General features: G+C 37.5%; 24 protein-coding genes and 2 tRNA genes. 12 read left to right on the forward strand and 14 right to left on the reverse strand.

Going from position 1 to position 25,843, the window contains the following annotated elements; all coding sequences use genetic code 11:
- Positions 1-22: 22 nt before the first annotated feature.
- A complete protein-coding gene (gene purN, locus ACNF4Z_RS04440) occupies positions 23-613 on the reverse strand; it encodes a phosphoribosylglycinamide formyltransferase (RefSeq protein ID WP_458328039.1) in 591 nt (196 codons plus the stop codon).
- Positions 614-863: 250 nt separating this feature from the next.
- Between purN and ACNF4Z_RS04445 the strand changes: the two genes are divergently transcribed.
- Entirely contained in the window at positions 864-1,817 is a 954-nt protein-coding gene (locus ACNF4Z_RS04445; RefSeq protein WP_458328040.1) for a replication factor C small subunit, read from the forward strand.
- On the opposite strand, the gene ACNF4Z_RS04450 is transcribed toward ACNF4Z_RS04445, so the two are convergent.
- Both ACNF4Z_RS04450 and ACNF4Z_RS04455 read right to left on the reverse strand, forming a co-directional pair.
- Positions 1,814-3,358 carry a DEAD/DEAH box helicase gene (locus tag ACNF4Z_RS04450; protein WP_458328041.1) on the reverse strand — a complete coding sequence of 515 codons (1,545 nt, stop codon included), beginning with the start codon at positions 3,356-3,358 and terminating at the stop codon, positions 1,814-1,816. The two genes, ACNF4Z_RS04445 and ACNF4Z_RS04450, sit on opposite strands and share 4 nt — an antisense overlap.
- Before the next feature lie 146 nt (positions 3,359-3,504).
- Positions 3,505-3,577, reverse strand: a tRNA-Phe gene (locus tag ACNF4Z_RS04455).
- Positions 3,578-3,699: 122 nt separating this feature from the next.
- Here ACNF4Z_RS04455 and ACNF4Z_RS04460 point away from each other — a divergent pair.
- Both ACNF4Z_RS04460 and cca read left to right on the forward strand, forming a co-directional pair.
- Complete coding sequence (locus ACNF4Z_RS04460) at positions 3,700-4,080, forward strand: nascent polypeptide-associated complex protein (RefSeq protein ID WP_458328042.1); 381 nt, start codon at positions 3,700-3,702, stop codon at positions 4,078-4,080.
- A complete protein-coding gene (gene cca, locus ACNF4Z_RS04465; RefSeq protein WP_458328043.1) occupies positions 4,080-5,405 on the forward strand; it encodes a CCA tRNA nucleotidyltransferase in 1,326 nt (441 codons plus the stop codon). Before ACNF4Z_RS04460 ends, cca begins: the two co-directional genes overlap by 1 nt.
- On the opposite strand, the gene ACNF4Z_RS04470 is transcribed toward cca, so the two are convergent.
- From ACNF4Z_RS04470 to ACNF4Z_RS04480, 3 genes are all read right to left on the reverse strand, one after another.
- A complete protein-coding gene (locus ACNF4Z_RS04470; protein WP_458328044.1) occupies positions 5,380-5,574 on the reverse strand; it encodes a MoaD/ThiS family protein in 195 nt (64 codons plus the stop codon). The genes cca and ACNF4Z_RS04470 overlap by 26 nt on opposite strands.
- 14 nt (positions 5,575-5,588) lie before the next feature.
- Positions 5,589-5,661: transfer RNA gene (locus ACNF4Z_RS04475), tRNA-Gln, on the reverse strand.
- A gap of 17 nt (positions 5,662-5,678) precedes the next feature.
- Positions 5,679-6,113, reverse strand: coding sequence for a 4Fe-4S binding protein (locus ACNF4Z_RS04480; protein WP_458328045.1), 435 nt, complete (start codon positions 6,111-6,113; stop codon positions 5,679-5,681).
- 179 nt (positions 6,114-6,292) lie between these two features.
- Between ACNF4Z_RS04480 and ACNF4Z_RS04485 the strand changes: the two genes are divergently transcribed.
- Complete coding sequence (locus tag ACNF4Z_RS04485; protein ID WP_458328046.1) at positions 6,293-11,035, forward strand: glucodextranase DOMON-like domain-containing protein; 4,743 nt, start codon at positions 6,293-6,295, stop codon at positions 11,033-11,035.
- 9 nt (positions 11,036-11,044) lie between these two features.
- Here ACNF4Z_RS04485 and ACNF4Z_RS04490 read toward each other — a convergent pair whose 3' ends face one another.
- On the reverse strand, positions 11,045-11,908 hold the full coding sequence (locus ACNF4Z_RS04490) for a DMT family transporter (RefSeq protein ID WP_458328047.1): 864 nt from the start codon (positions 11,906-11,908) through the stop codon (positions 11,045-11,047).
- Positions 11,909-11,974: 66 nt separating this feature from the next.
- Here ACNF4Z_RS04490 and ACNF4Z_RS04495 point away from each other — a divergent pair, with 66 nt between their 5' ends.
- The 7 genes from ACNF4Z_RS04495 to ACNF4Z_RS04525 all read left to right on the forward strand — a co-directional run bounded on the left by ACNF4Z_RS04495 (position 11,975) and on the right by ACNF4Z_RS04525 (position 19,059).
- Entirely contained in the window at positions 11,975-13,402 is a 1,428-nt protein-coding gene (locus ACNF4Z_RS04495; protein ID WP_458328048.1) for a DNA-directed DNA polymerase II small subunit, read from the forward strand.
- 35 nt (positions 13,403-13,437) lie between these two features.
- Positions 13,438-14,274, forward strand: coding sequence for an Mrp/NBP35 family ATP-binding protein (locus tag ACNF4Z_RS04500; RefSeq protein WP_458328049.1), 837 nt, complete (start codon positions 13,438-13,440; stop codon positions 14,272-14,274).
- Between the two features lie 74 nt (positions 14,275-14,348).
- The gene (locus tag ACNF4Z_RS04505) at positions 14,349-15,227 is read left to right on the forward strand and encodes a pirin family protein (RefSeq protein WP_458328050.1); all 879 of its coding nucleotides are present in this window, start codon (positions 14,349-14,351) and stop codon (positions 15,225-15,227) included.
- Positions 15,228-15,268: 41 nt separating this feature from the next.
- The gene (locus tag ACNF4Z_RS04510; RefSeq protein WP_458328051.1) at positions 15,269-16,480 is read left to right on the forward strand and encodes a glycosyltransferase; all 1,212 of its coding nucleotides are present in this window, start codon (positions 15,269-15,271) and stop codon (positions 16,478-16,480) included.
- A gap of 36 nt (positions 16,481-16,516) precedes the next feature.
- Entirely contained in the window at positions 16,517-18,103 is a 1,587-nt protein-coding gene (locus tag ACNF4Z_RS04515) for a bifunctional N(6)-L-threonylcarbamoyladenine synthase/serine/threonine protein kinase (RefSeq protein ID WP_458328052.1), read from the forward strand.
- Positions 18,100-18,657, forward strand: a complete 558-nt coding sequence (locus ACNF4Z_RS04520) for an XTP/dITP diphosphatase (protein ID WP_458328053.1) — start codon at positions 18,100-18,102, stop codon at positions 18,655-18,657. The genes ACNF4Z_RS04515 and ACNF4Z_RS04520 overlap by 4 nt, the downstream gene beginning before the upstream one ends.
- 27 nt (positions 18,658-18,684) lie before the next feature.
- The gene (locus ACNF4Z_RS04525; protein ID WP_458328054.1) at positions 18,685-19,059 is read left to right on the forward strand and encodes a DUF3198 domain-containing protein; all 375 of its coding nucleotides are present in this window, start codon (positions 18,685-18,687) and stop codon (positions 19,057-19,059) included.
- Here ACNF4Z_RS04525 and speE read toward each other — a convergent pair.
- The 3 genes from speE to ACNF4Z_RS04540 are packed head-to-tail and all read right to left on the reverse strand — an operon-like array spanning position 19,052 to position 21,221.
- Positions 19,052-19,876, reverse strand: coding sequence for a polyamine aminopropyltransferase (gene speE / locus ACNF4Z_RS04530; protein ID WP_458328055.1), 825 nt, complete (start codon positions 19,874-19,876; stop codon positions 19,052-19,054). The two genes, ACNF4Z_RS04525 and speE, sit on opposite strands and share 8 nt — an antisense overlap.
- Positions 19,877-19,891: 15 nt before the next feature.
- On the reverse strand, positions 19,892-20,506 hold the full coding sequence (locus ACNF4Z_RS04535; RefSeq protein WP_458328056.1) for a cyclase family protein: 615 nt from the start codon (positions 20,504-20,506) through the stop codon (positions 19,892-19,894).
- Between the two features lie 31 nt (positions 20,507-20,537).
- Entirely contained in the window at positions 20,538-21,221 is a 684-nt protein-coding gene (locus ACNF4Z_RS04540; protein ID WP_458328057.1) for a hypothetical protein, read from the reverse strand.
- A 145-nt stretch (positions 21,222-21,366) separates the two neighbouring features.
- On the opposite strand from ACNF4Z_RS04540, the gene ACNF4Z_RS04545 reads away from it, so the two are divergent.
- Positions 21,367-22,452, forward strand: coding sequence for an OBG GTPase family GTP-binding protein (locus ACNF4Z_RS04545; RefSeq protein WP_458328058.1), 1,086 nt, complete (start codon positions 21,367-21,369; stop codon positions 22,450-22,452).
- On the opposite strand, the gene ilvA is transcribed toward ACNF4Z_RS04545, so the two are convergent.
- The 4 genes from ilvA to ACNF4Z_RS04565 are packed head-to-tail and all read right to left on the reverse strand — an operon-like array spanning position 22,449 to position 25,771.
- Positions 22,449-23,684, reverse strand: a complete 1,236-nt coding sequence (ilvA, locus tag ACNF4Z_RS04550; protein ID WP_458328059.1) for a threonine ammonia-lyase — start codon at positions 23,682-23,684, stop codon at positions 22,449-22,451. The two genes, ACNF4Z_RS04545 and ilvA, sit on opposite strands and share 4 nt — an antisense overlap.
- Positions 23,672-24,286, reverse strand: coding sequence for a cyclodeaminase/cyclohydrolase family protein (locus ACNF4Z_RS04555; protein ID WP_458328060.1), 615 nt, complete (start codon positions 24,284-24,286; stop codon positions 23,672-23,674). The genes ilvA and ACNF4Z_RS04555 overlap by 13 nt, the downstream gene beginning before the upstream one ends.
- The gene (ftcD, locus tag ACNF4Z_RS04560) at positions 24,286-25,182 is read right to left on the reverse strand and encodes a glutamate formimidoyltransferase (RefSeq protein ID WP_458328061.1); all 897 of its coding nucleotides are present in this window, start codon (positions 25,180-25,182) and stop codon (positions 24,286-24,288) included. Before ftcD ends, ACNF4Z_RS04555 begins: the two co-directional genes overlap by 1 nt.
- A 52-nt stretch (positions 25,183-25,234) precedes the next feature.
- Positions 25,235-25,771, reverse strand: a complete 537-nt coding sequence (locus ACNF4Z_RS04565) for a hypothetical protein (protein WP_458328062.1) — start codon at positions 25,769-25,771, stop codon at positions 25,235-25,237.
- Between the last annotated feature and the right edge of the window lie 72 nt (positions 25,772-25,843).

Genomic DNA, 25,843 nt, shown 5'->3' on the forward strand with positions numbered 1-25,843 from the left:
TGAAAATTTATGCTTTCATGTCTTACATTATGTTTACAGTGTTTCCAACAACATCGTATCCATTGGAAAGCATCATATCAATTATTCCCGGATAGATCTGCAACTCATATTTATGAACCCTTGCATGCAGGTCTTCAGGAGTGTCCCCTGGAAGTACGGGCACAATTTTCTGATAAACTATGGGCCCATCATCTATACCCTCCCTCACCAGATGTACCGTGAACCCTGTATATTTTACCCCTGATCTTAGCACAGCGTGATGAACATTCATTCCATAAAAACCCTTGCCCCCAAAGGATGGCAGTAAGGATGGGTGAATGTTAACAATACGATTGTTGAACGCTTTTATAAAATCCTGTTTTAGTATTTTGAGGAACCCGGCAAGAACAATAAGACTCACCGATGAATCCAGAAGCGTCTCTACTACTCGGTTACCATAATGGAGCACATCAATGCCATTGTTTTTTGCTATTGAAACAGCACCGCAATCCTCCCTGTCGGTGACCAGGAAGATAACATGATATGAAGATGATTCACTCTTTGTTCGATCTACAATGCTCTGAAATGTTGTTCCTGAGCCTGAAGCAAAAACCGCAATCTTGTGCCTGACCATACATTATGTTATATTATGATAATTTAAAATACTTCTCTATAACAAGATAGTTATTCTTAAAAAAGTGTAAAGAGAATATTCTAAAATTAAGAAATTACTTTTTTTGGCATATAGGCGTTTTAAATTAAAAACTTATTTTTTAAAAATAAAACTGATGTTCTTTTGAAATTTATTTCCAAATATTCTGATTGATGCAATATATTTCTGTAAATGTGAGAATTATTATATTATTAAAGAGCAATTACCTTATATGGAAATGTGGGTGGAAAAATACAGACCTTCCAGAGTAGAGGATCTTGAAGGACAGAAAGATGCCGTGAAAGTATTATCAAGTTTTGTAAAAGCTGGAGAAATTCAGAATATTATACTTGCGGGTCCCCCGGGCTGTGGAAAAACCACCGCTGCATTGGCCCTGGCAAAAGAAATACTTGGTGAAAACTGGCAGGACAACCTGATGGAACTGAACGCTTCAGATCAGCGTGGAATAGATACCATAAGGGTAAATATCAAAAATTTTGGAAAGATGCGATCATTATCTGAGAATAGTTACAGAATAGTTTTTCTTGATGAAGCAGATCAACTGACACAGGAGGCGCAGACCGCTCTTAGAAGGATCATGGAGGTATATTCGGAACATCTAAGGTTCATTTTTTCATGCAATTACTCTTCGAACATAATTGAGCCAATCCAGTCAAGGGCAATTGTGTTAAGATTCAAGAGACTTGAAAAGGATGATGTTGTAAGGGCCCTTAAAAAAATTGGAGAGAAGGAAAATCTAAAAATAAACGATGATGTGTACTCGGCAATAGGTGAGCTTTCTGATGGAGATCTTAGAAAAGCCATAAACTCTCTTCAATCCATTTCTTATATTGAAGAGCCTAAGGTCAGGGACGTTTATGAACTGGAAGGAATAGTGGAAGAGAAGGAACTTAGACCCCTTCTTGCAAATGTGAGAAATGGAAACTTTGAGGAGGCATCAAAGATAGCTCAGGATCTTCTTGTGGAAAGGGGTTATTCAGGTCTTGAAATAGTAAAAGGTCTTCACATTCTTATGAGGTATGAACAGGTTCCTCCTGTTCTTAAGAGGGAGAGCATTCTTGCACTTGCAGACGCAGAATACAGAATAGTTCAGGGAGGTACGGAGAAGATACAGATTGACTATCTTATAGCAAGATTATGCAGCGTATCTGTTGAGAAAGTCTAATATTCATCAATTTTTCTTGGATTTTTCCTTTCCATATCTTTGGAAAGGCTGCTCACCATCTTTTTCTCCTTTCTCAGGCTTGAATAATAATAAGCCTGATCCCTTGTTCCTTCAAATATGAGGATATATACAGAACCATGCCTGAATCTTCCAGTTCTTCCTCTTCTCTGTATTGCCCTTATTTCAGATGGAACAGGTTCATAAAAAATTACCATATCAGCACCTGGGATATCAAGCCCCTCCTCTGCCACACTGGTAGCAAGCATCACATTATATTTACCGGATGAAAATTCGCTTATTCCCTCCCTCTGCTTTTTCTGAGACATCCCCGGATCATTTTCCCTGCTTGCCTGACCAACGAATCTTATTGGCTTTATTAAAGTAGAATTTTTTGTTAAATATTTTAACAGAAACTCTGAGGTTTTTCTAAAATGTGTGAAAACTATACACCTTGATGACTCATTCTCCTTTATTTTATCCTCACACATTTCAAGAATTTTTTTGAATTTAGGGTTTTCAAACTCCTCATATTCCTGTTTCATTATTTTCTTAGCCTTTAAAAAATAATCATTTTTATCAAGTATTGCCATTGTCCTCTTCATGGATTTTTCCTCAGATCTTTCCATCTCCTCAAGTGTTTTGTAAGCAACTTCTATACCCTGGGTTTCCACATATTCCGAAAGGACGTCCAGTCTCATAAGTGCAGTGAATAATGGAATCACACTGAAAAGATTCTTCTCTCCAGATGCTGCCTTCATTGAAAGCTGTCGCATGTACCTGGATATATCCTGCCTTCCAGATCTCCTTTTTATCTCTGGGGCATACCTTGCCAGAGATGATATAAGTTCTTCCCTGGCACCCCTTAACATTGATATGCAGACCATCTGTTCTTTTTGTATCTCAATGTAAATTGGTTCAATATCATAGCCGTGTATGTATTCTATAATATCAGGATCCTTATCGGTTTTTATGTATACCTCAGAAATTCCTAGGTTTGCCTTTATCTCATCTACTTTCTCGTTTTTTGAGCCCGGGCTTGCCGTCATTGCCAGGATTCTTCTACCACCCATATCCTGAAAAGTCTTCGCAACAAAAACATATGAATAGTTTCCGGTTGCCCTGTGGGCCTCATCCACTATGAGGAGAAAGTATTTTTCAAGGTTTGCGATACCATTCTTTATATCTTTTTCCACAGTCTGTGGAGTACCTATAAGAAGATGTGAGGATACCCATTTATCCTTTCTTACATCCTTTGTGTCTCCACCTGTTATTGAGTCTATGGTGAAATTATTTCCATTCAAAAGTTTTCTCATTGTTATCAGGTGCTGATCAACAAGCGGCCTTGTTGGGGCAAGCATCAGGCATCTTTTTTCATTTTTAAGATAAGAAAGGGCTACCATTGCAGATACAAGTGTCTTTCCAAGTCCTGTTGGTAGCACAAGTAATAAATTATATTGAAGAGCCTTTCTGTAAGCCTCAACCTGATATTTCCTTGGATTCATTCCCCCTATCTTTGGAAATTCATTACCGCTTTCATCCACATATACATATTATCATATTGTTTATATGGATTGTCAGAAAAATGAAAAGATTTTAGAGTTTTGAACCTCTGCTTATATTTATTAATTTAATTTATTTAAAAGATATCGTAATATGAAATTTTAAATCATGAAATTCAAAAAGAAGATGCCGTGAGCCGGGTTTGAACCAGCGACCTCCAGATCTTCAGTCTGGCGCTCTCCCTGCTGAGCTATCACGGCCTGACCTCTCAATACCATTATTTTATATAACCTTTAAGAAGTGAGAATGATAATAATATGGGCTTCTTATATTTCATATGATTCAGTAATAAATTTCATTATGATTAATGAATTAACCATATATGATACCGGGAAGGATGAACTCCAGAGACCTTAAGAGAATGATGCAGCAGATGGGTATCAAATCCACTGAAATGACAGATGTTAAGAGAATAGTGATGGAGGCCGGCTCCAAATCATATGTAATAGAGAACCCCCAGGTTGTTATGATAGAGGCACAGGGGCAGAAGAGTTTTCAGATAGTTGGGGATATGAAGGAGATTAAGGGCCCTGTGAAACAGCCATCAGAGATTGGTGAGAAAAAAGAAGAATTTCCGGAAGATGATGTCAGGCTTGTTATGGAACAGTCCGGTGGTACCAGGGAAGAGGCTCTAAAAGCACTGAAAGAAGCTGAGGGTGAACCGGCAGAAGCCATAATGAGAATATTACAGAAAAAAAAATGATGACAGAAATTGATGATATAATCATTAAATACAGGCCTTCCAAAGAGGAACTGGAGAGAGAGATTAGAAAAGCTGAATCTCTGATCAAAAAAATAGAGGAATATTTTAATGGAAACAATATAAAAGGAAAGGCAGAACTTGTGGGTTCCCTTTCTAGAGGAACATCATTAAAAAACAGCGACATGGATATATTCCTCATATTTCCAAGAGAAATTTATTCCAAAAGGGAAATGGAGAAAATTGGGTTAGATACAGGTTTCTCTCTGCTTGAAAAACCTGTTTCAAAATTTGCAGAGCACCCATATGTATCAGGTTATTTTAGGGAAACAAAGGTTGATATTGTCCCCTGTTTTGAAATAAAACCTGGAGAAAGAATTATTTCATCTGTTGACAGAACTCCCCTTCATTCCAAATATCTAAAAGAAAGAATGAACGATGAAATGAGAAATGAGGCAATAAAATTGAAGCTTTTTCTGAAGGGGCAGTCAATTTATGGTTCTGAACTTAAAACGGGAGGTTTTTCAGGATACGTTTCTGAACTGCTTATAACAATGTTTGGAACATTTGAATCATTCATAAAATATTGTTCATCATTGAAAGGAAGGATGGTGCTGAATAATATTGAAAAATTTGATTCCCCTGTTGTTCTTATTGATCCTGTGGACGCAACAAGAAATGCAGCGGCAGCTGTCACAGAACATTCACTTTCAGTATTAAAAATGGCGGCTAGGGCTTATGTTGATCAGCCGTCACCCTTATTCTTCGATTATGAACTGATTAAAAATAAAAAGGAAAAATGCAGAGAGAGAGACACCTTTATAATTATATTTAAAATGAAAAGACCTGAACTTGTTGATGATATAATATATCCGCAACTTCATCTATCATTAAAATCATTAAAAACTTTTTCAGAAATTAATGAATTACCATTTCTGGATGGAGAGGTCTATGCTGATGAAAACAATGTAAGTATACTTATGGAATTTTTGTCCCGAAATATATCATCGGTTAAAATGCACTGGGGCCCGGAGGTGGACAATGAAAACGCATTGAAGTTTTACAAAAAATACATTGGCAATCCTTCAGTTCTCAGGGGTCCGTATATCAATAAACAGAGACTTGTGGTGGATCTGAAAGTTGAAGAGACCGACATACTTAACATAATCAAGAGTAAAATTTCAGATTTAAATTTTGGAAAAAATCTGAATTCTATGAAGAATAGTGGGGAATTTATATTTGAGAATGAAAAGGTTAAGATAGAGCAGGTTTATAAAAAATATTGTGAGAGAATTGAGCCATTTATCCCCCGGAAAAAACCTCAATGATTGAAAGATCATCATTAGGGTTCACAATTTCATCTTCAGTTACAGGTACACCATTCTTCACGGCAATAAATCTGTCCCTGTTGATGTTCAGTAATCTGTAAATTTCTTCTACACTTGCACTCTTTTCCAGGGTTTCATTTTTTGAGATTCGTCCTATTATTTTTATCATAATTATCCAATTAACAGCCCCGGGCAGATTTGAACTGCCGTCGTCGGATCCAAAGTCCGATATGCTTGGCCACTACACCACGGGGCTAAAAAAAAGTTATGTGTTTATGCGGGAGTTATCTTTATTGCTCTTGTTGGACAAACACTCTCGCAAGCCATGCAGAAAATGCATTCGTTTTCCCTTACAGGATCGCATTTGTCAGTTCTGAACTTTTCGTAAAGTTCTTTGTCATCTGCTATCTTCTTATCATTCCCTGCTCCATACTGACCTGGATTCAAAAACCACTCATAAAGACTTACAGGGCATACGTCCATGCAAGCTCCGTCAGCAATGCAAGCTTCCCAATCCACAGCCACATGGGTTCCATGTATACCTAGCTTTGTGGGATATGGTTTCCCGTCAGCATCTGTTCTCTGAACTCCCTCTCCCCTTACCTCATGTTCGTTGTGCTTTCCCACAACAGGGTAGGTATCAGAGTTCTCTGCAAAGTTCTCATCTATTGGCTTTGGCTTATAATCCAGTTCTTCCAGTTTTACCATATTTGCACCTGAAACCATATTAAATGAAACTTATTTAATTATTTGTATGTGGTACTTTGCAATATAAATATTATGTTTTTTTACTTTTTTAGATTGTATCAATACTTTTTAACTATAAAGAGTAGTAGTTTGTTTATAAAAATAACAAATTATTAATATTTAATATTTCTATTATTTCTATGCTAAAGAAATTAGCTTTTTCGCTAGCCTTTATAATGATCTTATCAGCAGCCTCTATCTCTGGAAGTTTAGGCACAAGTATTACACATAATCACACAATAATTGAAAAAAATGTAAATTTTACAGGTAATCCTTACATTGACTTTGGAAATAATGCTCTCATTTATGATAATACAAATGAGTCTGCATGGGGTGCACAGAATAATATTTGTTCATTCTACTCTGCGTATAACGAAACTTGCCTTTTTTTGGGATTTTATGCCCATTATGTCAATAACGGTTTTATTGTTTTCATAAATAATGGCACAGGTTCAACACTTGGTACCTATAATTTCACAAATATGAACGTTTGGACAAGGAATATAATTTTCACCTCACCCGTAAATGTTTTTTTTGCAAATTATGCATGCGGCCCGTCTCAGTTATATTCAATCAAAACACCTTTAAACATGAGTGATAGGGCACCTCAGGGGCAAAGTGAAAATGTAAAAACCTATTATGGTACAAACAGTGTTGAGATTGCTATACCTTTGAGTGAAATTTTCCAGAACCATACTGGATTAGAAAATATAAAACTTGCAGCATTTATTGTTGGTGGAAGCGGATCCTGGGTAGGTACTGGAATTCCCTTCAATCAAATAGGAACTTACAATGATGGAAATCAAGAAAATTATTTCACTGTAAATAATTTTCTTAATCTTAGCCTGAAATACAACGGACCTTCACCGGCCAAAACCAATCCCATTAACCTTGATATAATTTACAATGATCATCAGCCTCTCTACACCTCTGTGGGATCATCATACTGGCTACTACCCTGGACTGATGTGCATCTGGAAGAGTATGCAGAACAGGCAATAATATTAGGAGAGTATCCCGAGGTTAATGTTACCTATTCATTATCAGGATCATTGCTGTACCAGATTGATGCAATAATGAACGGTAATTACAATAACAGCTACATTATGGCAGCCCTTATTCCACAAAGCCAGTGGAATAACACTGTATACAGGGAAATAAAAGAATATGGCGATTCATTCCTGGAAAGCTTTGTTGGTAGGTACGCCTGGAATACAACAACCGTAAGGTATGTGCTTGAGAATGACCTTGCATTTAATACCCCTTCCTGGGTATATTCGTCAGGCACACCTGCTGGAAATCTCTACGCAAAATTGTTCTCATACTATTCAAAAGGAATTCAACTGAACAACAGTGAATTGAAAGATGCTCTTGTTGAATTCTTCCTCTGGTCTGTAAGTTATCCAATAATTTCAGGGCAACTTGGAAAACAGTATGAGAATACTACATTGCTTCCACTGTATTACACAACAAATTTCTCAATAAATGATATATTCACAATCATAAAGTATTATCCAGTAGAAGCAAGAATTGTGATCACCCAGTTTGCACTTGATCACAATAAATTGAATAACGTTGAGCTAATGACAACTCCATTTGATCATCCTATTCTACCACTTCTACTCACTTCTTCTTGGACTGACCAGAATGGAAATGAAGTTTACAAGGGTACCTTTAACACAGACGTACAGGCACAGTTAAACATTGGAAGAACAATATTCTTCAGAAACTTCGGTTTCTATCCAAGCGGCCAGTGGACTCCTGAACAGGCTGTATCCAATGCCATAATTCCATACCTCTATTCAGCTGGTGTCAAATGGACTTCAACTGATCAGGCAGTTCTTGGTGAGGCGGGTGTGTTGTCATCATCAAATTCAAATCTTGCAAATATGGAATCTCTTTATGAGTCCTATCTTGTAAATGAAAATGGAAGCAAGGTGTACATAGTTTTCAGAGATTCAACCCTTTCAAACGACTGGGCATTCAATTACGGAGGATTGGCACAATCTCAGGGAACTTGGGCAGCTGTTGATCAATTTATTGCCTATCTGAAAAATGTATATAATACAATACCTGCATCCAGACATTACAATACACTTGTAACTGTGGCAATAGATGGAGAAAACTGGATGTTTGAGTCGCCCTTTCCTGAGGATGCAGTCCCATTTCTTATGGATCTTTATAAGGCCCTTCAGCAAAATAGCTCATTTATCAGAACAGTAACGCCTCAAGAGTATATTTTTGAGGAGAATCATTCACATGGGAATCTATCTTATTTGCCAACTGGTTCATGGAATTATCAGGGTCCTGCTGGAAGTGTTTCTCCATACCTTACACAATGGGCTGGACATCCAACTCAGGATCAGGCCTGGATATGGCTAGGAAAGGTCAGATCTGAAGTTCTGAAATATGGAGAGGAAAAAAATCTTATCCAACCAAAGAATCTTTCATACATAGATGAAGCAGGTGACTATCCATTCATTGGTGAGTGGAATGTTACAACACTGCAGGAAAGGTACGACGAGGCATGGTTCTCCATCTATGCAGCAGAGGGTTCTGACATATACTTTTCATTTGATCCTGGTGATCAGAATCTCTATGCTCAAAACGATATAGTTTTCGAACATGAATTGAGAAGGGATTTGAGAAATGCCCTGAGTGTGCTTGGCCTTTCAATTCCCACTTATCTCAGTTACAACTGGACAGTACCTCAACAGCCATACCAAAATCTTACATCCGGGCCCGTTACACCACCAATGGATGGTTCTTACCTTAATTTTGGTGAGTCCAGTTTTGGCACATACATATCAGTGAGCAACAACAGCATGTGGAATGGAAGTGCACTTTTCAACTTCAAAGTAAATGGGCAGAAATTCTATGTGAGGTATGAATTCAACTCATCAGGGATTTTTTTGCTTGCTGGTGATTATTCTCACATTATGTTAAATGGAATGGAGGTTTACTTTTCAAACCCGAACATAGGTGAGGGGGACCTTGTAGGCCTTAGTTACCCAGGAGCATCATTCTCAACTGTTGATGGGGAGCCCCTTCATTACAGCTCAACTATTTACTTTAAAGGCAATAATTCATTAGCCAACGGCATACCCTTACAGGAATTCATATCTTTCAACGGCTCTTTCATAAATAATGGATATTCGGGCATTTACAGCGGTACTGGAATATCTGAGGAGATGTACATACCTTTCTCCGCCATTGGATATTCAGTTGGAAATAACTTCGAATTCACCATTGTACTTCAAATTAAACAAAGAAGTGAAATGTTTGGCCCGCTTGAGGGAAAAATACCTTTGAATATAAATTCGTTTAACCTGATTGCATCTGTCAGAAATAATGAGCCATCAAATGGGCCTGGATACTACACATACCCGGAAAATTCATACGATTATCCTGCAAATTCCGTTAAAATGGTTTACTTTAACGTTTCAGAAAATTCAGAGTATGCAGAATTTTCAGTTAAGTTTGGAAACCTCTCCAACCCATTTGGAGGTCCATACGGTTTTTCCCAACCAATAATAGATATTTACATACACAGACCTGGGGAAAATGGATCAATAGGCATGCTTGCAGGACCTAATGCTGATGTAACAGAAAATTTTGCCTGGGAGTTAGCTATACAGGCAGATGGATTTCCTGAAAATGCATACATTATTACTAATACTGGACAGCTTGAGAACAACGGTTATTACATTCTGTCTAATTTAAGCACATCAACGGTGAATATTTTCGTTCCATTATCAGTAACGGGCACTAACCTTCTTGATTACGGATACGTTGTTGTATCTGGCTTTCAGGATGGTTATGGAATAAATGGATGGGATCCGGTATACCAAAGTGCAACAGAATATCAGGGAGGTGGCTCCACAGGGCCCAATTCTCCAAACATATTCAGTTACATTGCACCATATGATGTGAATGGAAACAGCTCACAGACTCAACAAATATTCCTATCAAACTACTCATCAACACATCTGGCTTCATTGCCAGGAATATACCTCAATGGAAGTGCAAGGGAGAGAGCGCTAAGAGTGAATGATATAAGATTCGACACCTTAATTGAATTTGGAGGTCTTGTTAATGTATTTTATTACACAGATGGTTGGATATACAGATCAATGTCCTCAAATGGAATTGTTTGGGTAAAGGAGAAGCTAATGAAATTCAATGATACCATTTCATCCCTTTCCCCCTTTACATTCAAAAATGGAATCAAACTCCTCATTACATCTGGTGAAACCGCATACATATATTCGGTCAACCAAGGGATTGTTGAAAAACAGAGAACATTCCATCAGAATATAACTTCAGCATCAATACTTAAATTTGGAGATGCTAAAAGTATAGTGTTGGCTTTCAATGGTTCAATTAATTTCTATAACATTGAATTTAAGAAAATGTTCACTCTTGACATAAATGCAGAATACATTACAATATCAGAGCTTGGATTAATTGTGGATCTTTCCTTTATAAATTCAACGGGAGCATACTCCTACTATTACTTTGAATTTCCAATTTTCCACAGATTAATTTTATACCCATTTTATGAAATAAAAGACTTTTCAGACATTCCCTACTCAAATGTAACGGGCATCTCTTCCTATAAGGGTTCTATAGTATCTGGAATTTATGCAATTGATATCAATGACAATGGAACTAATGAGATATATTTGATCAATTCATTTGACAGCAGGAGTGAAAAATTAAATGATGCAGGAACTGATCTTTCCTTTGCAGAAATTTATGGAAATGGATTTCTTCCAGAATATCTTGTATTCATATCCTACAACAGTGCATTTTCAGTGAACATTATTCATTTTTCATTCTTTTTTAATCATCATTTAAACATATTCCAAACTTTATTTTAAAAATTTTAATCATTGCCTGGAACCCAGGGAAGAAAAATATATACCTATACCTATAAGAACAAGTCCCGAATATTGCAAATAGCTGAGGCTTTCATTTAATAAGAAATATGCAAATATTACTGATGAAACTGGTACAAGGAAAAGAAATGATGACACCACAGATACATTGAGCTTTCTATACAGATGAAGGTATGCATAATATGCAAGAGCGGTACCGGGAACACCCATCAGAATTGTGATTATTATGAAAATTGGTGGAGGGGTGAATATTAAAGTACCAGGATCCGAAATGTAGGCAATTATGAATGAAGGGGCTATTGCAAGTAAAATCTGGTAGAAATTAACGGATGCCTTATCCTCAGTAACTATGTATTTTTTGTAAAATATTGTACCAATTGCCCACGAAATTGAACCGCCCAGGGCTATCAGTATACCATATACATACTGCACATCAATACCGTTGTAAAATACAACAAAAATTCCTGCAAATCCCAGTATTATACCAAGGATGCTTTCCTTTCTGTATTTTTCCTTGAGGAATATGATTGATAAAAGGGTGGACGTTATGGGATATGTATAGATTATAATTGATGTTAAGGAGGCTGAAATGTACTGCTCCCCTATGAACCAGAGCTCCATAAAAATTAATATGTTGAAGAGTGAAAGTACAATGAGTTTTTGAAATGAACGCCTTGAAAACCTGAAAACAAGATGTCTGTTAAAAATAATTAGTGTGCCAATTGCTGCAAAAATAAGCCTGTAAAACAATAGAACATAAGGATTTTCATACCTGAAACCTATTTTTACAAGGGGATAGTTAAGCCCCCAGAATATTATCATGGAAAGAAAGAAAAGACTGTCAGTTTTTTCCAATTTTTCTGAATTTAAAATTAAGCAATAATGGTTACGTTTATTCATTAAAATGATATCATATTCATAATGGATAATGGCCTTTTCACAAAAAGGGAGGAGATAATTGAATTCTTCCAAAAACATGGGATTCTCATAGAACCAAAGGCAGTTAAAACCATAATTGAGAAATCACTTGGAACTAGTATTATGAGATTTCTTTCAAATGAATACATTTCAAAGGGCATAATCAGATACTCCGATGTTATTTCACTTCTCATGGATGGGAAAAGTGAATCCATTCCTGTTATAAAGGAGATAGATTTCAGCCAGTTAAAGGCGGGTGACTCCATAGAGGACTTCAGAGGAATGTTCATTAGCAGATATGAAAAACTCAAATCAATAATACTTAATGCGGGCAGACTCAGAGAGGTTTCGGATATAAGGTCTGTGGTTGACGGAGGACCAGGAGAATACAGGATTATAGGAATGGTAGCTGATGTTAAAAAGACACAGAATGGTCATCTGAAAATAACGGTAGAAGATGAAGATTCTACAATAGATGCAATAGTAATGAAAAACAATCCCCTATCTGAGGAGATAATACTGAATGACGAGGTTATAGGGCTGGTGGGTAGAAAGCCAAAATCCTCAAACTTTAATGGAAGGGAGAAACCTGCGATATTTACTTCGGAAATAATAAGACCAGACATTCCAAACAGAATTATACAAGAAGATGTGAGAGAGCCAGAATATGTCTGTTCCATTTCTGATATACATGTAGGTAGTAAGACACTGCTCAAGGAAAATTTTGAAAGAATGATAAAATGGTTCAATTCAAGCAGCGAGGATGCTGCCAATGTAAGACACATAATAATGAGTGGAGATGTTGTTGATGGCATTGGTGTTTATCCCGGACAGGCGAATGATCTTGAAATTGTGAATCCTATTGAGCAGTATGCATCACTTGCAGAATATGTGAACCAGATACCTGAAGATATAAGCGTTTATATTATGCCCGGCAACCACGACACTGTGAGATTGGCAGAACCTCAGCCAGCATTCGGAGAAGGTGTGAAAAATTTGTTTGGTAAAAATGTTAAAATGCTTCCAAATCCAACAAATCTGAAAATAGGCACTAAAAACATTCTCATATACCATGGAATGGCCATAAACGATCTTATTGAACTCATACCGGGCGGCAGTTTCAAGAGTGTTGGAAAGGTACTAGAGCTCATGTTAAAAAGAAGATATCTGGGGCCACCATATGGAAGCAGAACTCCCATAATACCATCCAGTGATGATCATCACATAATAGAAGAGGTACCTGACATCTTCATTACTGGGCATATACATGGGCATTTCCTTGGGAACTATAATGGTGTGAGGTATGTTAATTCTTCAACATGGCAGTCCCAGACAGAATATCAGAAAATGATGAACTATTCACCTGACCCTTGCATAGTGACACTTTTTGATCTGAATTCCAAGAATGTGATCAAGAAGAATTTTTCATAATCTTCATATTTATAATAAGATGAAATACAGGTAACATGCCAAAAGGTACAATTAAGATCAATGAACCTCCACCGGTAAAACAGATCCCTCCAGAGGAATCTGACAAATACCTTGGAGTTAAGCATACAATACTTGTTATGAGCGGTAAAGGTGGTGTTGGAAAGAGCACATTTTCAGTCAATCTTGCGGTTACCCTTGGGAAGGAGAGGAGTGTTGGCCTCATAGATGCTGATCTGAATGGCCCTGATGATCCAATGATGCTTGGAATTAGAAAAGAAAAGCTGTCCGCAAATGGTAACAGAATAGTACCTGCAGTTTCAAACTTTAATAAGGTTAAGGTTGTATCAATGGCGTTCATACTTCCTGACGAGAATACAGCACTTATATGGAGGGGGGCATTGAGAGGAAGGATAATGCACAACTTTCTTGAGGATACAGAATGGGCTGGTACAGACTATATTATAATTGATTTTCCTCCTGGAACTGGAGATGAGGCTATAACCGTTGCCCAGATGATACCATCTAAAATAGATGGTGTGATCATTGTTGTCACGCCTCAGGATGTTGCCTTGAATGATGCAAAGAAAGCAATAAATTTTGCTGAGCAGTTCAAGATGAATATTATTGGAATAGTGGAAAACATGTCTGGTTTTGCATGCCCCCACTGTGGAAAGGTTACAGAAATATTCAAGACTGGTGGAGCTGAAAGGCTTGCAAAGGAAAAGGGGATAAATTTCCTTGGAAGGATACCCATATTTCCTGAGATTGTGAGTTCAGGAGATTCCGGTATACCTGCTGTTACATCTTCTGAGCCCGTGAGAAAAATATATGAAGAGGTTGGACAAAAATTAATCAAAATAGTTGAAAAATGATATTAAAAGTGTAATTTAGTATCAACGAATGTAATAAATAATACTTATTTTTATTAAAAATCCATTGCTGTATCATGGAAAAAAGTATAATAGGCATTATCCAGGGCAGAGTTGCCTATGATGGTGCTGGAGTAAAACTCCTTAGGACTTTTGGAGGTCCTAATACATTTAAAATGACAGATCCTTTTCTTCTCATGGATTTATTCGGCTCAGATATCCCACAGGAATATGAGGCAGGTTTTCCATGGCACCCTCACAGAGGCATAGAGACCCTCACATATCAGATTAAAGGGATAACGGATCATGAAGACAGCAACGGAAATCGAGGAAGAATGTACGGAGGAGATATACAGAGCATGGTTGCCGGAAGCGGAATTTTTCATCAGGAGATGCCGGCATACAATGATGAAGAATTGAGAAAAAGCGGAAAAAAAGAGGTGTATGGAGTCCAGTTGTGGATTAACCTCAGATCAAGGGAAAAGATGCAGAAACCAACCTACATTTACAGAAAGAGTTCTGAAATTGAAACTTATAAGACGGAAGGTGGTACACAGGTAAAGGTAATAGGAGGAAAGTACGGAGATGTTACTGGCCCGTATGTTAATGAATCAAGCCAGATATCCTACTTCCACTTTAAATTTAATGGAGAAACTATCACCTTGAATGAGATGGAGGGCAAAAAGATCTTAGTTCTTGGCCTGAATGGGGAAATTACAGTAAATTCAAATAGAATATCAAGAGGACAGGTTATCATTTTATCAGATACTGGTGAAACTTTCAGCGTTTCAGGCCAGAATGGATCAGAGGCCATAATAATAGGTGGAAAGCCACAGAGAGAAAGAATTGCATGGTACGGGCCTGTTGTGATGACAACAGAAGAGGAACTAAACCAGGCATTTCTCGATCTTCAAAAAGGCACTTTTGTGAAAGATAAGCAGGTGCTGTTTGTATGATCGTACCAATAAACAATTAAATAGCTGGAGAATAGATCTTTGTGAGAATTGAATTCCTGATCTTCATTTTACTGAGTGTGGTTGGGTCAATCACTTCCTTGCTATATTATATTCTGAATTACCATTTCAGCAAAAAGAATGAGGAACATCACCCTCTGAATCATTATGGGAAGGAAGATATCACTTGCATAGTAACGGTTTACAACGAAGACCCGTTAAGAATAAGAGAGTCTTTGAGAATCATAATCCCACAGGTATACAAAACAATAGTTGTTGTTGACGGAAATCCTGAAATTTACAGGGATGCGCTAAATGGTATGAATGTGGAAATCATTGGTAAAAAGGCTAGATCAGGAAAGAGAGATTCCATGGGCCTTGGGATGGAAAGTGTTGAAACACCATTTGTTGTTTTCATGGATGGGGATGTTATCCCCTCGGATGATGCAGTTGGCCAATTATTGAAAAATGTGAGACCGGATACTGGAGGGATTGGTGGAAATCTTCATTTTGATACATCCGATGGAAAACCAACAGGATATGCAATGGAGTTTTTTGAAATGGCAAAGGAGAAAATACAGAAAGCCATGAACTATTTTGGTTCAGTAATGCTAATAGATGGAGCTTTTTGCATGTACAGATCGGACGTTATAAAAGATCTTGTGGTTTCTGAAGAATTCAGGACAAAAAAATACAGGGGAAAAATAATATACCAGGGGGGCGGGGACGATGCAGAACTCACATCTTATGTAATAAGAAAAGGCTACCACGCAAAGAAATGCTTCTCCTGCAATGTCACTGTGGAGCCAAAGGCTAACTTCAAGTCACTCTGGAAACAGATGGGGAGATGGACAAGAACCACTTGGAGAAATTTCTTTGAAAATATAAGAAACGGTACAATGAAGAAGGCAAACAGATTTTACAAGATAGAAAGCTTTTTCACATTTGTTATTCCAATATTGCTATTTGGCTCCTTACTTTTTAGAGGCGTTGTGACTGCGGAACTGGTATACAGATTTGGACTCATTAATCTGATTATTCATACATTTTCTATGAAGCTGTTTTACAGGGGATCATATTTTATGATTTTCAGAAGCTTTTACTATATTTCGTCACTTTCTTCCGTGGTCTTTGGACTCTCAATTATTAACTTCAATGTTAAGAGAAATATTAAACTCCTTGCGTGGGGTTCACTTGGCTCTCTGATACTCTTTTTATCAAGTATCTATACTCTGTTCACATTGAAAAAAGCATAGGAATAAGAGTATTAAATAATAAAACATACACATTTAATGCTCGCTCTTGGGATAGAGGGTACGGCCCATACAATAAGTGCGTCTGTGCTGGACGAGAATAAAATTTATTCAATGGTCTCTCACACATACAAACCAGCCAATGGTGGGATAAATCCAAGAGAGACAGCAGATCATCATTTCCAGTATGCGCCCATTGTGATTAAGAAGGCAATAGAAGAGGCAGGCATCAGGCCTGAAGATATACAATTGGTGTGCTTTTCAAGGGGGCCTGGGCTGCCACCATCTCTAAAGATCACAGCAGCTTCAGCAAGGGCCTTTGCTCTTAAATACAATGTTCCAATCGTGGGTGTCAATCATCCATTGGGCCATGTTGAGATAGGAAGAAGGTTATCCGGTGCATATGATCCGGTAATGTTGTATGTTTCCGGTGGAAACACACAGATCATTGCACATATGGCAGATCATTATTCTGTTCTTGGAGAGACACTTGACATTGGTATAGGCAACATGATAGATAAGCTGGGAAGGGCCCTTAACATACCTTTTCCAGCAGGTCCTGAAATTGAAAAACTGGCTGAAAAAGGGAAGAAGCTTCTAAAAATACCTTATTCAGTGAGAGGAATGGATGTTGCATTTTCAGGCATATATACTGCAGCAGTTTCACTCATAGGCAAGGGTGAAAGGCCTGAAGACGTAGCTTTCAGTGTTCAGGAAACCTCATTTTCAATGGTTGTTGAGATTCTTGAAAGAGCACTGTTCACCTCCGGAAAGGGTGAAATACTCACCGCTGGAGGAGTGGCAAGGAACAGACGACTTAATCAGATGATAACGGATATGGCCAATGAGCATGGAGTTAGAGTTTTCGATACGCCACTTGAATACTGTATGGACAATGGAGCAATGATAGGGCAGGCAGGGCTTCTCATTTCTAAATATTCAGGATTTCAAAAAATTGAAGATACTGCTATAGATCAGTATTACAGAATAGATGAAGTGAAAACCCCATGGATAGAGGACAAAAATACCAAATACCGGATGAAAGGGGCGGAATCCATAATTTCAATAGAAGAAATAAAAGGTTTGATATGCATAAAAAAGAGCAGACCCCAAAAAATTTACAGAAGGGAGGAACTGGATAATATTATAAGAAAATCAAGGATGAGAAATGAGATATCCATGCTTTTTCAGATGAGATCCGCCGGTGTGAATGTCCCCCTTCCCCTGAAGATATATGATGATATTTCCTATGCCGCCGAATACATAGATGGTAAACAGGCATCATTGTTAAAAGGAATTGAAATGGAAAAATGCCTGAATGATGCCGGAGAACAGGCAGGAAAGATGCACCAGGCGAATCTGTGTCATGGTGATCTGACACTGAACAATATATTATACAAAGATGAAAAGTCCTATTTCATAGATCCTTCCATGGGGAAGAAAACAGAGGATATTACAGAAAAAGCATATGATATAAGACTGATGAAGGAAAGTTTGAAATCAAAATATGAGGAGTGGGAAAAATTCTTTAAAATTTTCCTAAAATCTTATGTAAAATGCTACAGAGATGGGGAGAAAGTGATTGAAGAAATGAAAAAAATCGAAGAAAGAAGGAGATATGCATGATTCTGAAGTTTGTAACCCACAATGAACATAAGTTTCTTGAAGTGAAACAGTATGCTGAAAAAAAGAACATAAAGATCGAATGGATAAATATTGAATATGATGAAATACAGGCAGATACCACTGAGGAGATTTCCAGGAGAAGTGCTGAAGATCTATATAAAAAAATTGAGGGGCCTTTTTTCCTGGAGGATACAGGCCTCTACATTGAAAGTTTAAACGGTTTTCCCGGTCCTTACTCCTCCTATGTTCAGAAAAAAATTGGAAATGAGGGGATATTAAAATTGATGAACGGAATTTCGAAAAGAAATGCGTTTTTTGTAACCGTTATATCATATTGCAATGAGGGGAAAATAGATCAATTTGTTGGAAGAGTGGAAGGAAATATTTCAACAAAACCTTCCGGAGTTAAGGGATTTGGATATGATCCAATATTCATACCTGTGGATTCCAAAAAATCACTTGCAGAGATGACCGTGGATGAAAAAAACATGCTTTCACACAGGATCAGGGCTCTTGAAAAATTCATGGAATGGTTGAATAAAGGCTCAAATTAAAATATACATGTTTTATTGATGACTGATATGTCATTTAGTTTCAAGAACCTGTATGTGTACTTTTATATGGCCCTTATGGTGATTTCCTTTATATTTTTCCTGATCACATTTAACGACCTTATAACAGGAAATATGGCCATAGAAAATTCTGGTCTTTCCCTTGTTTCAATAGGCAACTGGCAATACTGGGTCTTTGCCCTCTCATTCATAGGTTTTTTTGTCTTCCTCTATTATTCCTACGCTTGGATAAGGGATGATAATTTTTTCAGAAAGAACATAAATAGTGAAAGTAAGGCAAATTTTATCAAGAATCTGAGAAAACTTGAAAGGATTGCAAGAAAACATGGAAAAAATTACGAAGAGATGATAAAAGAAAGAAAAGCTTACTGGAAGATCAGGTGATCATATCCAGGACAAACTGTGGCAGTGCAGTTGAGCCTCTGCATATCTGTTCGTTAAAGTACTTTCCCTTAATTTTAATCTCCTCCCTGATCTCTGGCTTGTATTGTGCAGCCATTGTAAAACTCCAGAAACCGCTTGGATAGGTTGGAATGAAAGCTGTGTAAGTTATAACGTATTGGAAGTTTGCTTTCATTGCATCAGTTGCCATTTTTATTGCCCTGGGCTGATAGTATGGTGAACCAGTCTGAGCAACAACAATTCCATCTTCTGAAAGTATTTTTCTTACGTTGGAATAAAAGTCTCTGCCAAAGAGTCCTTCAGCAGGGCCCTCTGGATCTGTTGAATCAACGATTACCATATCAAACTTCTCTTTTGTCTCCTTTACGTATTTGATGCCGTCTCCAATAATAAGATTAACACCCTTTTGATCGAATGAGGATGAGAGTTGAGGAAAGTGCTTTCTGCATACCTCCACCACATGTCCATCTATCTCAACATTCACAATTTTTTTAATCCCAAGTTTCAGAAGTTCTCCTGCAACACCCCCATCTCCTCCGCCTATGACAAGGACATTTTCAGGTCTCTTCCTTGCATGGTAATATGGCATCATTGTTATCATTTCATGATAGACGTATTCATCCCTCTCAGTCAGCTGAACAGTGCCATCTATTGACAGTAGTTTTCCAAAATCGTAGGTTTCAAAAACATCTATTCTTTGGTAATCAGTCCTTATAGAAAGCAGCTGATCACTCACCCTGAAGGATAGCTGAAGATTGTCTGAATACCTCTCTGAGAACCAGTTTTCTATGAGCTTCATCTCGTTCAGTAATACCTATGATTTTAAAAGTATTGCCCTCATTGGAGCTCCGTCAGTTGAAAGTTTAAGGGGAAGTCCTATGAAATAGTAATCTCCAGGAGTGACATTTTTTAAACTTAACCCCTCTACTATAACAATACCCCTGGGTAAAAATTCCATGTGCGCATGTGGATAATCGAACCCAAATGGGTCAACCGAAAGGTAATCAATTCCCACAAGCTTGACATTGTGTGATGCAAGTTTTTTGGCTGCTTCTTTTTCTATATAGGCGAAATCCCGATGAAACTGCCCTGAAAAATCGGAATTTTTTGTCTTGAAGAGTACTATTTCATTATGTTTTTCCGGTATATTTTCCACTTTTACCGAATCTCCATTAACCTGGATCACAGTGGCATTTCCAATAAAATGGTCAAGCGGAATTTCAGATGATTTCTTGCCTTCGGGTATCATATGAAATGGTGCATCAAAATGGGTTCCTGTATGGTTTCCAAAATGCAGGTCTGTGATATGTATGTAATTTTTTTCCTTGTTTCTTATTCCCTTTATTGAAATCTGAGGATCTCCCTCGTAAACAGGGGTGGTATCATCCACTGGCATGCTTATATCTATTATTTCCCTGAAATTAATCATGGTTAGTTATGAAATCAAAAGTTAAATGTTTTTATGCCGGGGAAGTTGTTGATTTTTTAATTCCATAAGTTGCAAATATATATACCAGTATGAAGAAAAGCACGAACATAGGTATTAGGAATATATCGTTAATTGTTGTTATAGTTTCTATGAACCAGTAGGCTGAAAAGGTGAACAGAATTGCAGATACTGAAACTTTTACTATTCCCTGTTTTAGTTTTCTTATACTCTGCCTCAATACGTATGAGAACGCAAGCACTATTAATACACCAACAATCAACCCTATGAGTGTTGAAGAATAATTCTCTGGAAATAGAGCAATCAATACTATTGCAGCCTCAAAGGCTTCCACGATTCCCACGGAGTATGCAGTAACATTAACGCCCTTCTCACCAACCTCTTCCTTGTGTGATTTTGGAAAATTCTTTGCATACTGGAATTTCATTGATCTTCTTGCACTTCTTGCCAGCCTCTGGGCAAAGTAAAGGATGAGTATTGCAGAAAAGAGTCTTACATATATGATTGGAAAAATTTGAAAGAAATCCCCAGCAAGGGCAGTTGGTATGAGAACCGTTATGACACCGGCTGTTGTGTAAAGATAAGGGTATATGTTCTTCTGATCTGCAGCCAGTGCAATTGAAACAGCGGATGCTTCTGACATCTCCAAAACTATTATTCCCAGAGCTGCCAGAAATATTCCTGGATCTATCATCATTCAGGTTGAATTTTTTATTACTATTTAAAAGTGTATTTAAAAAATGGAATTCAATCTACTTTATTAATTAAAGGAGAATGATCTTAAGACATTATCTTTTCAGAATGATCAAATATATTAAATTGTGAATTGAATACATCTTTCATTGGCAACCATTGAAGAGAGAATCCAGGAGATAGAGGATGAAATAAAGAGGACAAAATACAATAAAGCAACGGAAGCACATATTGGAATGCTAAAGGCTAAGATTGCAAGACTTCAGATGGAACAGGAGTCACATAGAAAAGGTGGAGGAACAGGATTCTCATTACAGAAATCCGGGGATGCTTCGGTTGCATTTGTGGGATACCCAAATGTTGGAAAAAGCAGCCTTTTAAATGCACTTACTGATACAAAAAGTGAGGTTGGAAACTATGCATTCACAACACTTAAAGTTATACCGGGAATGCTAAGGTACCATGGAGCACAGATCCAGCTTCTTGACCTTCCTGGAATTATAGAGAATGCCGCCCTTGGAACCGGGAGGGGAAGGGAAGTTTTGAGCATGGTCAGGACTGCTGACCTTATAATATTGACCACTGACATTGAATGCAAAGGGATGGATAGAATAATTGAAGAATTGAGAAAGGCAAGTATTGAAGTTAACAAGAAAAGAAAGAATATTGGAATTAAGAAGGGATCAAGTGGAGGAATAAGGATAAGAAAGCCTAAAAACGTTGAGATTGACGAAGAACAGATAAGAATGGTCATGAAAGAATTCAAGATAACCAATGCAGAGCTTTACATCAGGGAGAACGTGACACTGGACGATATAATAGAATATTTCAAGGGAAATGTTGTTTACATACCCGCCATCGTTGCTGTTAACAAGATAGATATGCAACATGATGAGGAAAAGATAAGATCCATGGAAAAGTACGGCAAGGTTTTTCCAGTGTCTGCAGCAACAGGGATAGGCATAGATGAACTTAAGGATGGCATATACAATTCCCTTGACTTTGTAAGGGTATACCTTAGAAATAGGGCAGGGGAGACAGATTTTGAAAAACCACTGGTTTTGAAGAAAGGGGCAACTGTAAGGGAAGCATGCAGAAAAATATCTAGGGAGATGCTTGACTCTTTTAGATATGGACTGGTAATCTCTAAAAATTCAAAGATCAGGGAAATGAGAGTTGGTATTGATTATGAACTTTCAGATGGAGACATACTCACCATATATACTAAAAATTAGTTTTCAGTTATTGTGAATATATAACCCTTCTCCCTTAGCTTGTCCAGTAGCATTTCAAGATGTTCCCTGTCTCTCACGTTTATGCTGAAGGTTATACTCTGGTACCCCGGAGGTGTTCCCTTTGATAGGTTGTCTACCTCTGCATGAAAAATGTTTGCGTTGGCTGAAGCAATGACGTTTGTTATTTTTTCAAGTGTTCCAGGCCTGTCAGGTATTTTACATTCTATTCTAACAAGGCCAAGATCGGTTTCAAGTCCTTTGTATATGATTTTTGAGAGAAGTAGGAGATCCACATTCCCCCCTGAAACCACAAAAACCACAGTCTTTCCCTTGACATCAATTTTTCCAGAAAGTGCCGCGGCAAGTGGGGCAGCTCCTGATGGCTCCACCACAATTTTTTGCCTTTCAAGAAGCTTGAAAAGGCTATAAGCCATCTCCTCATCATTTACCGTGACAATGCCATCCACATTCTTTTTTATAATGCTTATATTGAGTGCCCCAGGATTCTGAACTGCGATTCCATCGGCTATTGTGAACCCTTTTGATGATGGCTTCTCTATACCATTTAGTGATTGTATTACACAGTCACAATTGCTGCTCTGAACACCTATCATTTTTGTGTCTGGTGATATTGATTTTATTGCCGTAGATATACCAGAGATCAGACCTCCTCCGCCTACAGGAACTACAACCATATCTGGATGATCCAGTTTTTCAATTATCTCAAGACCTATTGTACCCTGTCCTGATATTATCCACCTGTCGTTAAATCCGTCTATGAAGGTTTTTCCTTCTTTCTCAGATATCTCCTTTGCTATTGAAAAGGATTCTACATAACTCTCGCCCTTCAGGATTATGTCTGCACCGTAATTTCTTACCGCATTTACCTTAGCACTGATAGTATATGTTGGCATCACTATTGTTGATTTAACGCCAACTGTGGTTGCTGCAAACGCAACACCCTGAGCATGATTTCCGGCACTGCATGCTATGACTCCTTTCTCCTTTTCTTTCTGGCTCAATTTTGATATCTTGAATAGAGCCCCCCTTGATTTGAATGATCCCGTTTTCTGAAAATTCTCCAGCTTGAAGTAAACCTGAGCCTTGAGAATATTGGAAAATGTTTTTGAATAGAGCAGAGGGGTGTTTTCTATTTTTCCCTTTAGATAGTTGGATGCCTCATATATGTCAGTTATTGTTGGATCCTTCATCTCATCCTTTATTGATTCCATTTTCCCACCGATTTCTGAATGTAGTTAAGCATTTCTCTTCCAGCCTCAATCATCAACAAACTCTTCATCCTGTATTCTGTGGAAAAATCTTTGTCCTTCATAAATGATGTATTTATTTCCACGTTTAAAAGAGCACTTTCCAGTGAGGCTTGCGCAATCTTTGATGAGGCCACACAATCTGTCCAGGCATTTTTATTCCCAATTTTAATCAGATATCTGTTCAGGCTAAGAATTGATAAACATTGTCTTCCTATTTTGTAGGGAACAATGGTCGCACGCTTAATTGCATTTTCAATGGCTTTTTCACGAACTGCTATTTCTTCCTCGCTGCCTTTTGGAAGTTTTCTTGCCTCTGAAATTTTATTGAAAGCGTCCGTATCTTCCTCTATCATTTTCATCAGTGATTCTTTTATTTTCATGTAAGAGGATATTAATTTCTGAATCTCCATCTGTACACTTTCATATTTTTTTCTTCCTACTGTTAATCTGGATACCATAAGAGAAAGGCTTGCAGATATTACTCCACAAAGGGAACTTGCTGCACCTCCACCTGGAGCAGGACTTTCAGATTCTAATTCCTCAAGGAATCTTGAGAGATCCATTATTCCCACACCTTCTTTTCAAATATCTGAGAAGATTTAAAATCGTTAATTTTCAAAAAATAGGAAAGGGAGTCTGAAATTGCATCCAGAGGGACAAGGCCTACAATTTCTGACTCAAACGGTTCCACGCCATATCTGTTGGCTTCTAATCTCACCAGTTCGAATGCCCTGTAAATAGGTGTCTTTCTGAAATTTGTGAGATTCATGGAAATCTGTACACAGTTTTTTTCCTTTATGAAGAACGGTAGTGCCTTCACAAATGTCAGTCCGCCGTCCTTTGCCCTCAGTGCCTTTGCTATTTTTTTTCCTATCTCCATATCCTGTGTTTTTAAATTAACATTATATGCGATAAGAAATTCTCTTGCACCAATAATGCTTGCCCCTGATTTCCCAACGGTTTTAGGGCCAAAATCAGGGGAATTTTTCTCCTCTGATATATGCTCCCTCAATTGCTCAAACTGAAAATTTTTATTTCTGATGTTTTCAAGATTCTTCCTTTCTTCTCTGATTGCAGCTTCACCATATAAATATACGGGAATTTTTAACTGTTCACCAACCATCTTTCCAAGTTCCTTTGCAAGTTCAATGCATTTTTTCATTGAAACTCCCTGAACGGGAATAAATGGAATCACATCCGCAGAGCCAAACCTTGGATGCTCTCCCGAGTGACTGTTCATATCTATTAATTCAGATGCTGTTTTTATTCCGTTGAAAGCTGCTTCCAGGGCGTTTTCCTCAGAACACACAAATGTTACAACACTTCTGTTATGACTTGAATCCATTTCCGTGTCAAGAATCTTAACTCCTTTTACGGATTCTATACTCTTAACAATTTGATCAATGATCTCTTTTCTCCTTCCTTCACTGAAATTAGGAACGCATTCAATTATTCCCATATACAGTTATCATTATGATATTAAAAAATGTTTGAATATGTATTAATAACTTTTAATACATCATTTCCGGATCTTTTGGGCGCTTTGGTTTCATTACCAATCCTATTATAAGCACAACAAGACCAATAACACCAATAATAAAAGACATTACAGTTAAAAGGGCACCCACTATTAGTGTACCCGTTATGTTAACTGTTACCTCCTTAACAGTAGGTGCTGAATTTGAAAAGGTTACAAGATAGTATTCCCCTTTGGATAGGTGATCATATATTAATATGGTCTCACCGGAGGATGATGTTCTATCTGATGGGGTTATAACACAAGCCCCCGTCATATTGCTAACCTTGCTTAAATTCTGAGCACTCACCAGCACAGATGATGAATTTGTGGTTGTGAGTGTAAGAAGTGAAGAGGTACTGTTTATGCTAAATGGGCCTGCATCAAATTTTCCTGCAGAATACTGATTCACTGTTACATTTGATCCTGCAAGTGATGAAGCATTTGGTACTATTATATGAAGACCTACAAAAAAGAATATTATTGCTAGAACAAGTAGTACTGCACCTATTATTGCAATACCTTTTCTCATATCCTATAATTCAAATTTTATTATTAATATTTTCCTGGATTTCAAATGAATTTGCAATTAATATAATATTAT

Source organism: Caldiplasma sukawensis (assembly GCF_052315375.1).
Lineage (GTDB): Archaea > Thermoplasmatota > Thermoplasmata > Thermoplasmatales > Thermoplasmataceae > Cuniculiplasma.

Excerpts from the sequence above, each read along its gene's own strand:
- purN (WP_458328039.1), bottom strand. The coding sequence starts at position 613 with ATGGTCAGGCACAAGATTGCGGTTTTTGCTTCAGGCTCAGGAACAACA.
- ACNF4Z_RS04445 (WP_458328040.1), top strand. The coding sequence starts at position 864 with ATGGAAATGTGGGTGGAAAAATACAGACCTTCCAGAGTAGAGGATCTT.
- ACNF4Z_RS04460 (WP_458328042.1), top strand. The coding sequence starts at position 3,700 with ATGATACCGGGAAGGATGAACTCCAGAGACCTTAAGAGAATGATGCAG.
- cca (WP_458328043.1), top strand. The coding sequence starts at position 4,080 with ATGACAGAAATTGATGATATAATCATTAAATACAGGCCTTCCAAAGAG.
- ACNF4Z_RS04470 (WP_458328044.1), bottom strand. The coding sequence starts at position 5,574 with ATGATAAAAATAATAGGACGAATCTCAAAAAATGAAACCCTGGAAAAG.
- ACNF4Z_RS04480 (WP_458328045.1), bottom strand. The coding sequence starts at position 6,113 with ATGGTAAAACTGGAAGAACTGGATTATAAGCCAAAGCCAATAGATGAG.
- ACNF4Z_RS04485 (WP_458328046.1), top strand. The coding sequence starts at position 6,293 with ATGCTAAAGAAATTAGCTTTTTCGCTAGCCTTTATAATGATCTTATCA.
- ACNF4Z_RS04495 (WP_458328048.1), top strand. The coding sequence starts at position 11,975 with ATGGATAATGGCCTTTTCACAAAAAGGGAGGAGATAATTGAATTCTTC.
- ACNF4Z_RS04500 (WP_458328049.1), top strand. The coding sequence starts at position 13,438 with ATGCCAAAAGGTACAATTAAGATCAATGAACCTCCACCGGTAAAACAG.
- ACNF4Z_RS04505 (WP_458328050.1), top strand. The coding sequence starts at position 14,349 with ATGGAAAAAAGTATAATAGGCATTATCCAGGGCAGAGTTGCCTATGAT.
- ACNF4Z_RS04515 (WP_458328052.1), top strand. The coding sequence starts at position 16,517 with ATGCTCGCTCTTGGGATAGAGGGTACGGCCCATACAATAAGTGCGTCT.
- ACNF4Z_RS04520 (WP_458328053.1), top strand. The coding sequence starts at position 18,100 with ATGATTCTGAAGTTTGTAACCCACAATGAACATAAGTTTCTTGAAGTG.
- ACNF4Z_RS04525 (WP_458328054.1), top strand. The coding sequence starts at position 18,685 with ATGTCATTTAGTTTCAAGAACCTGTATGTGTACTTTTATATGGCCCTT.
- speE (WP_458328055.1), bottom strand. The coding sequence starts at position 19,876 with ATGAAGCTCATAGAAAACTGGTTCTCAGAGAGGTATTCAGACAATCTT.
- ACNF4Z_RS04535 (WP_458328056.1), bottom strand. The coding sequence starts at position 20,506 with ATGATTAATTTCAGGGAAATAATAGATATAAGCATGCCAGTGGATGAT.
- ACNF4Z_RS04540 (WP_458328057.1), bottom strand. The coding sequence starts at position 21,221 with ATGATGATAGATCCAGGAATATTTCTGGCAGCTCTGGGAATAATAGTT.
- ilvA (WP_458328059.1), bottom strand. The coding sequence starts at position 23,684 with ATGGAATCAATAAAGGATGAGATGAAGGATCCAACAATAACTGACATA.
- ACNF4Z_RS04555 (WP_458328060.1), bottom strand. The coding sequence starts at position 24,286 with ATGGATCTCTCAAGATTCCTTGAGGAATTAGAATCTGAAAGTCCTGCT.
- ftcD (WP_458328061.1), bottom strand. The coding sequence starts at position 25,182 with ATGGGAATAATTGAATGCGTTCCTAATTTCAGTGAAGGAAGGAGAAAA.
- ACNF4Z_RS04565 (WP_458328062.1), bottom strand. The coding sequence starts at position 25,771 with ATGAGAAAAGGTATTGCAATAATAGGTGCAGTACTACTTGTTCTAGCA.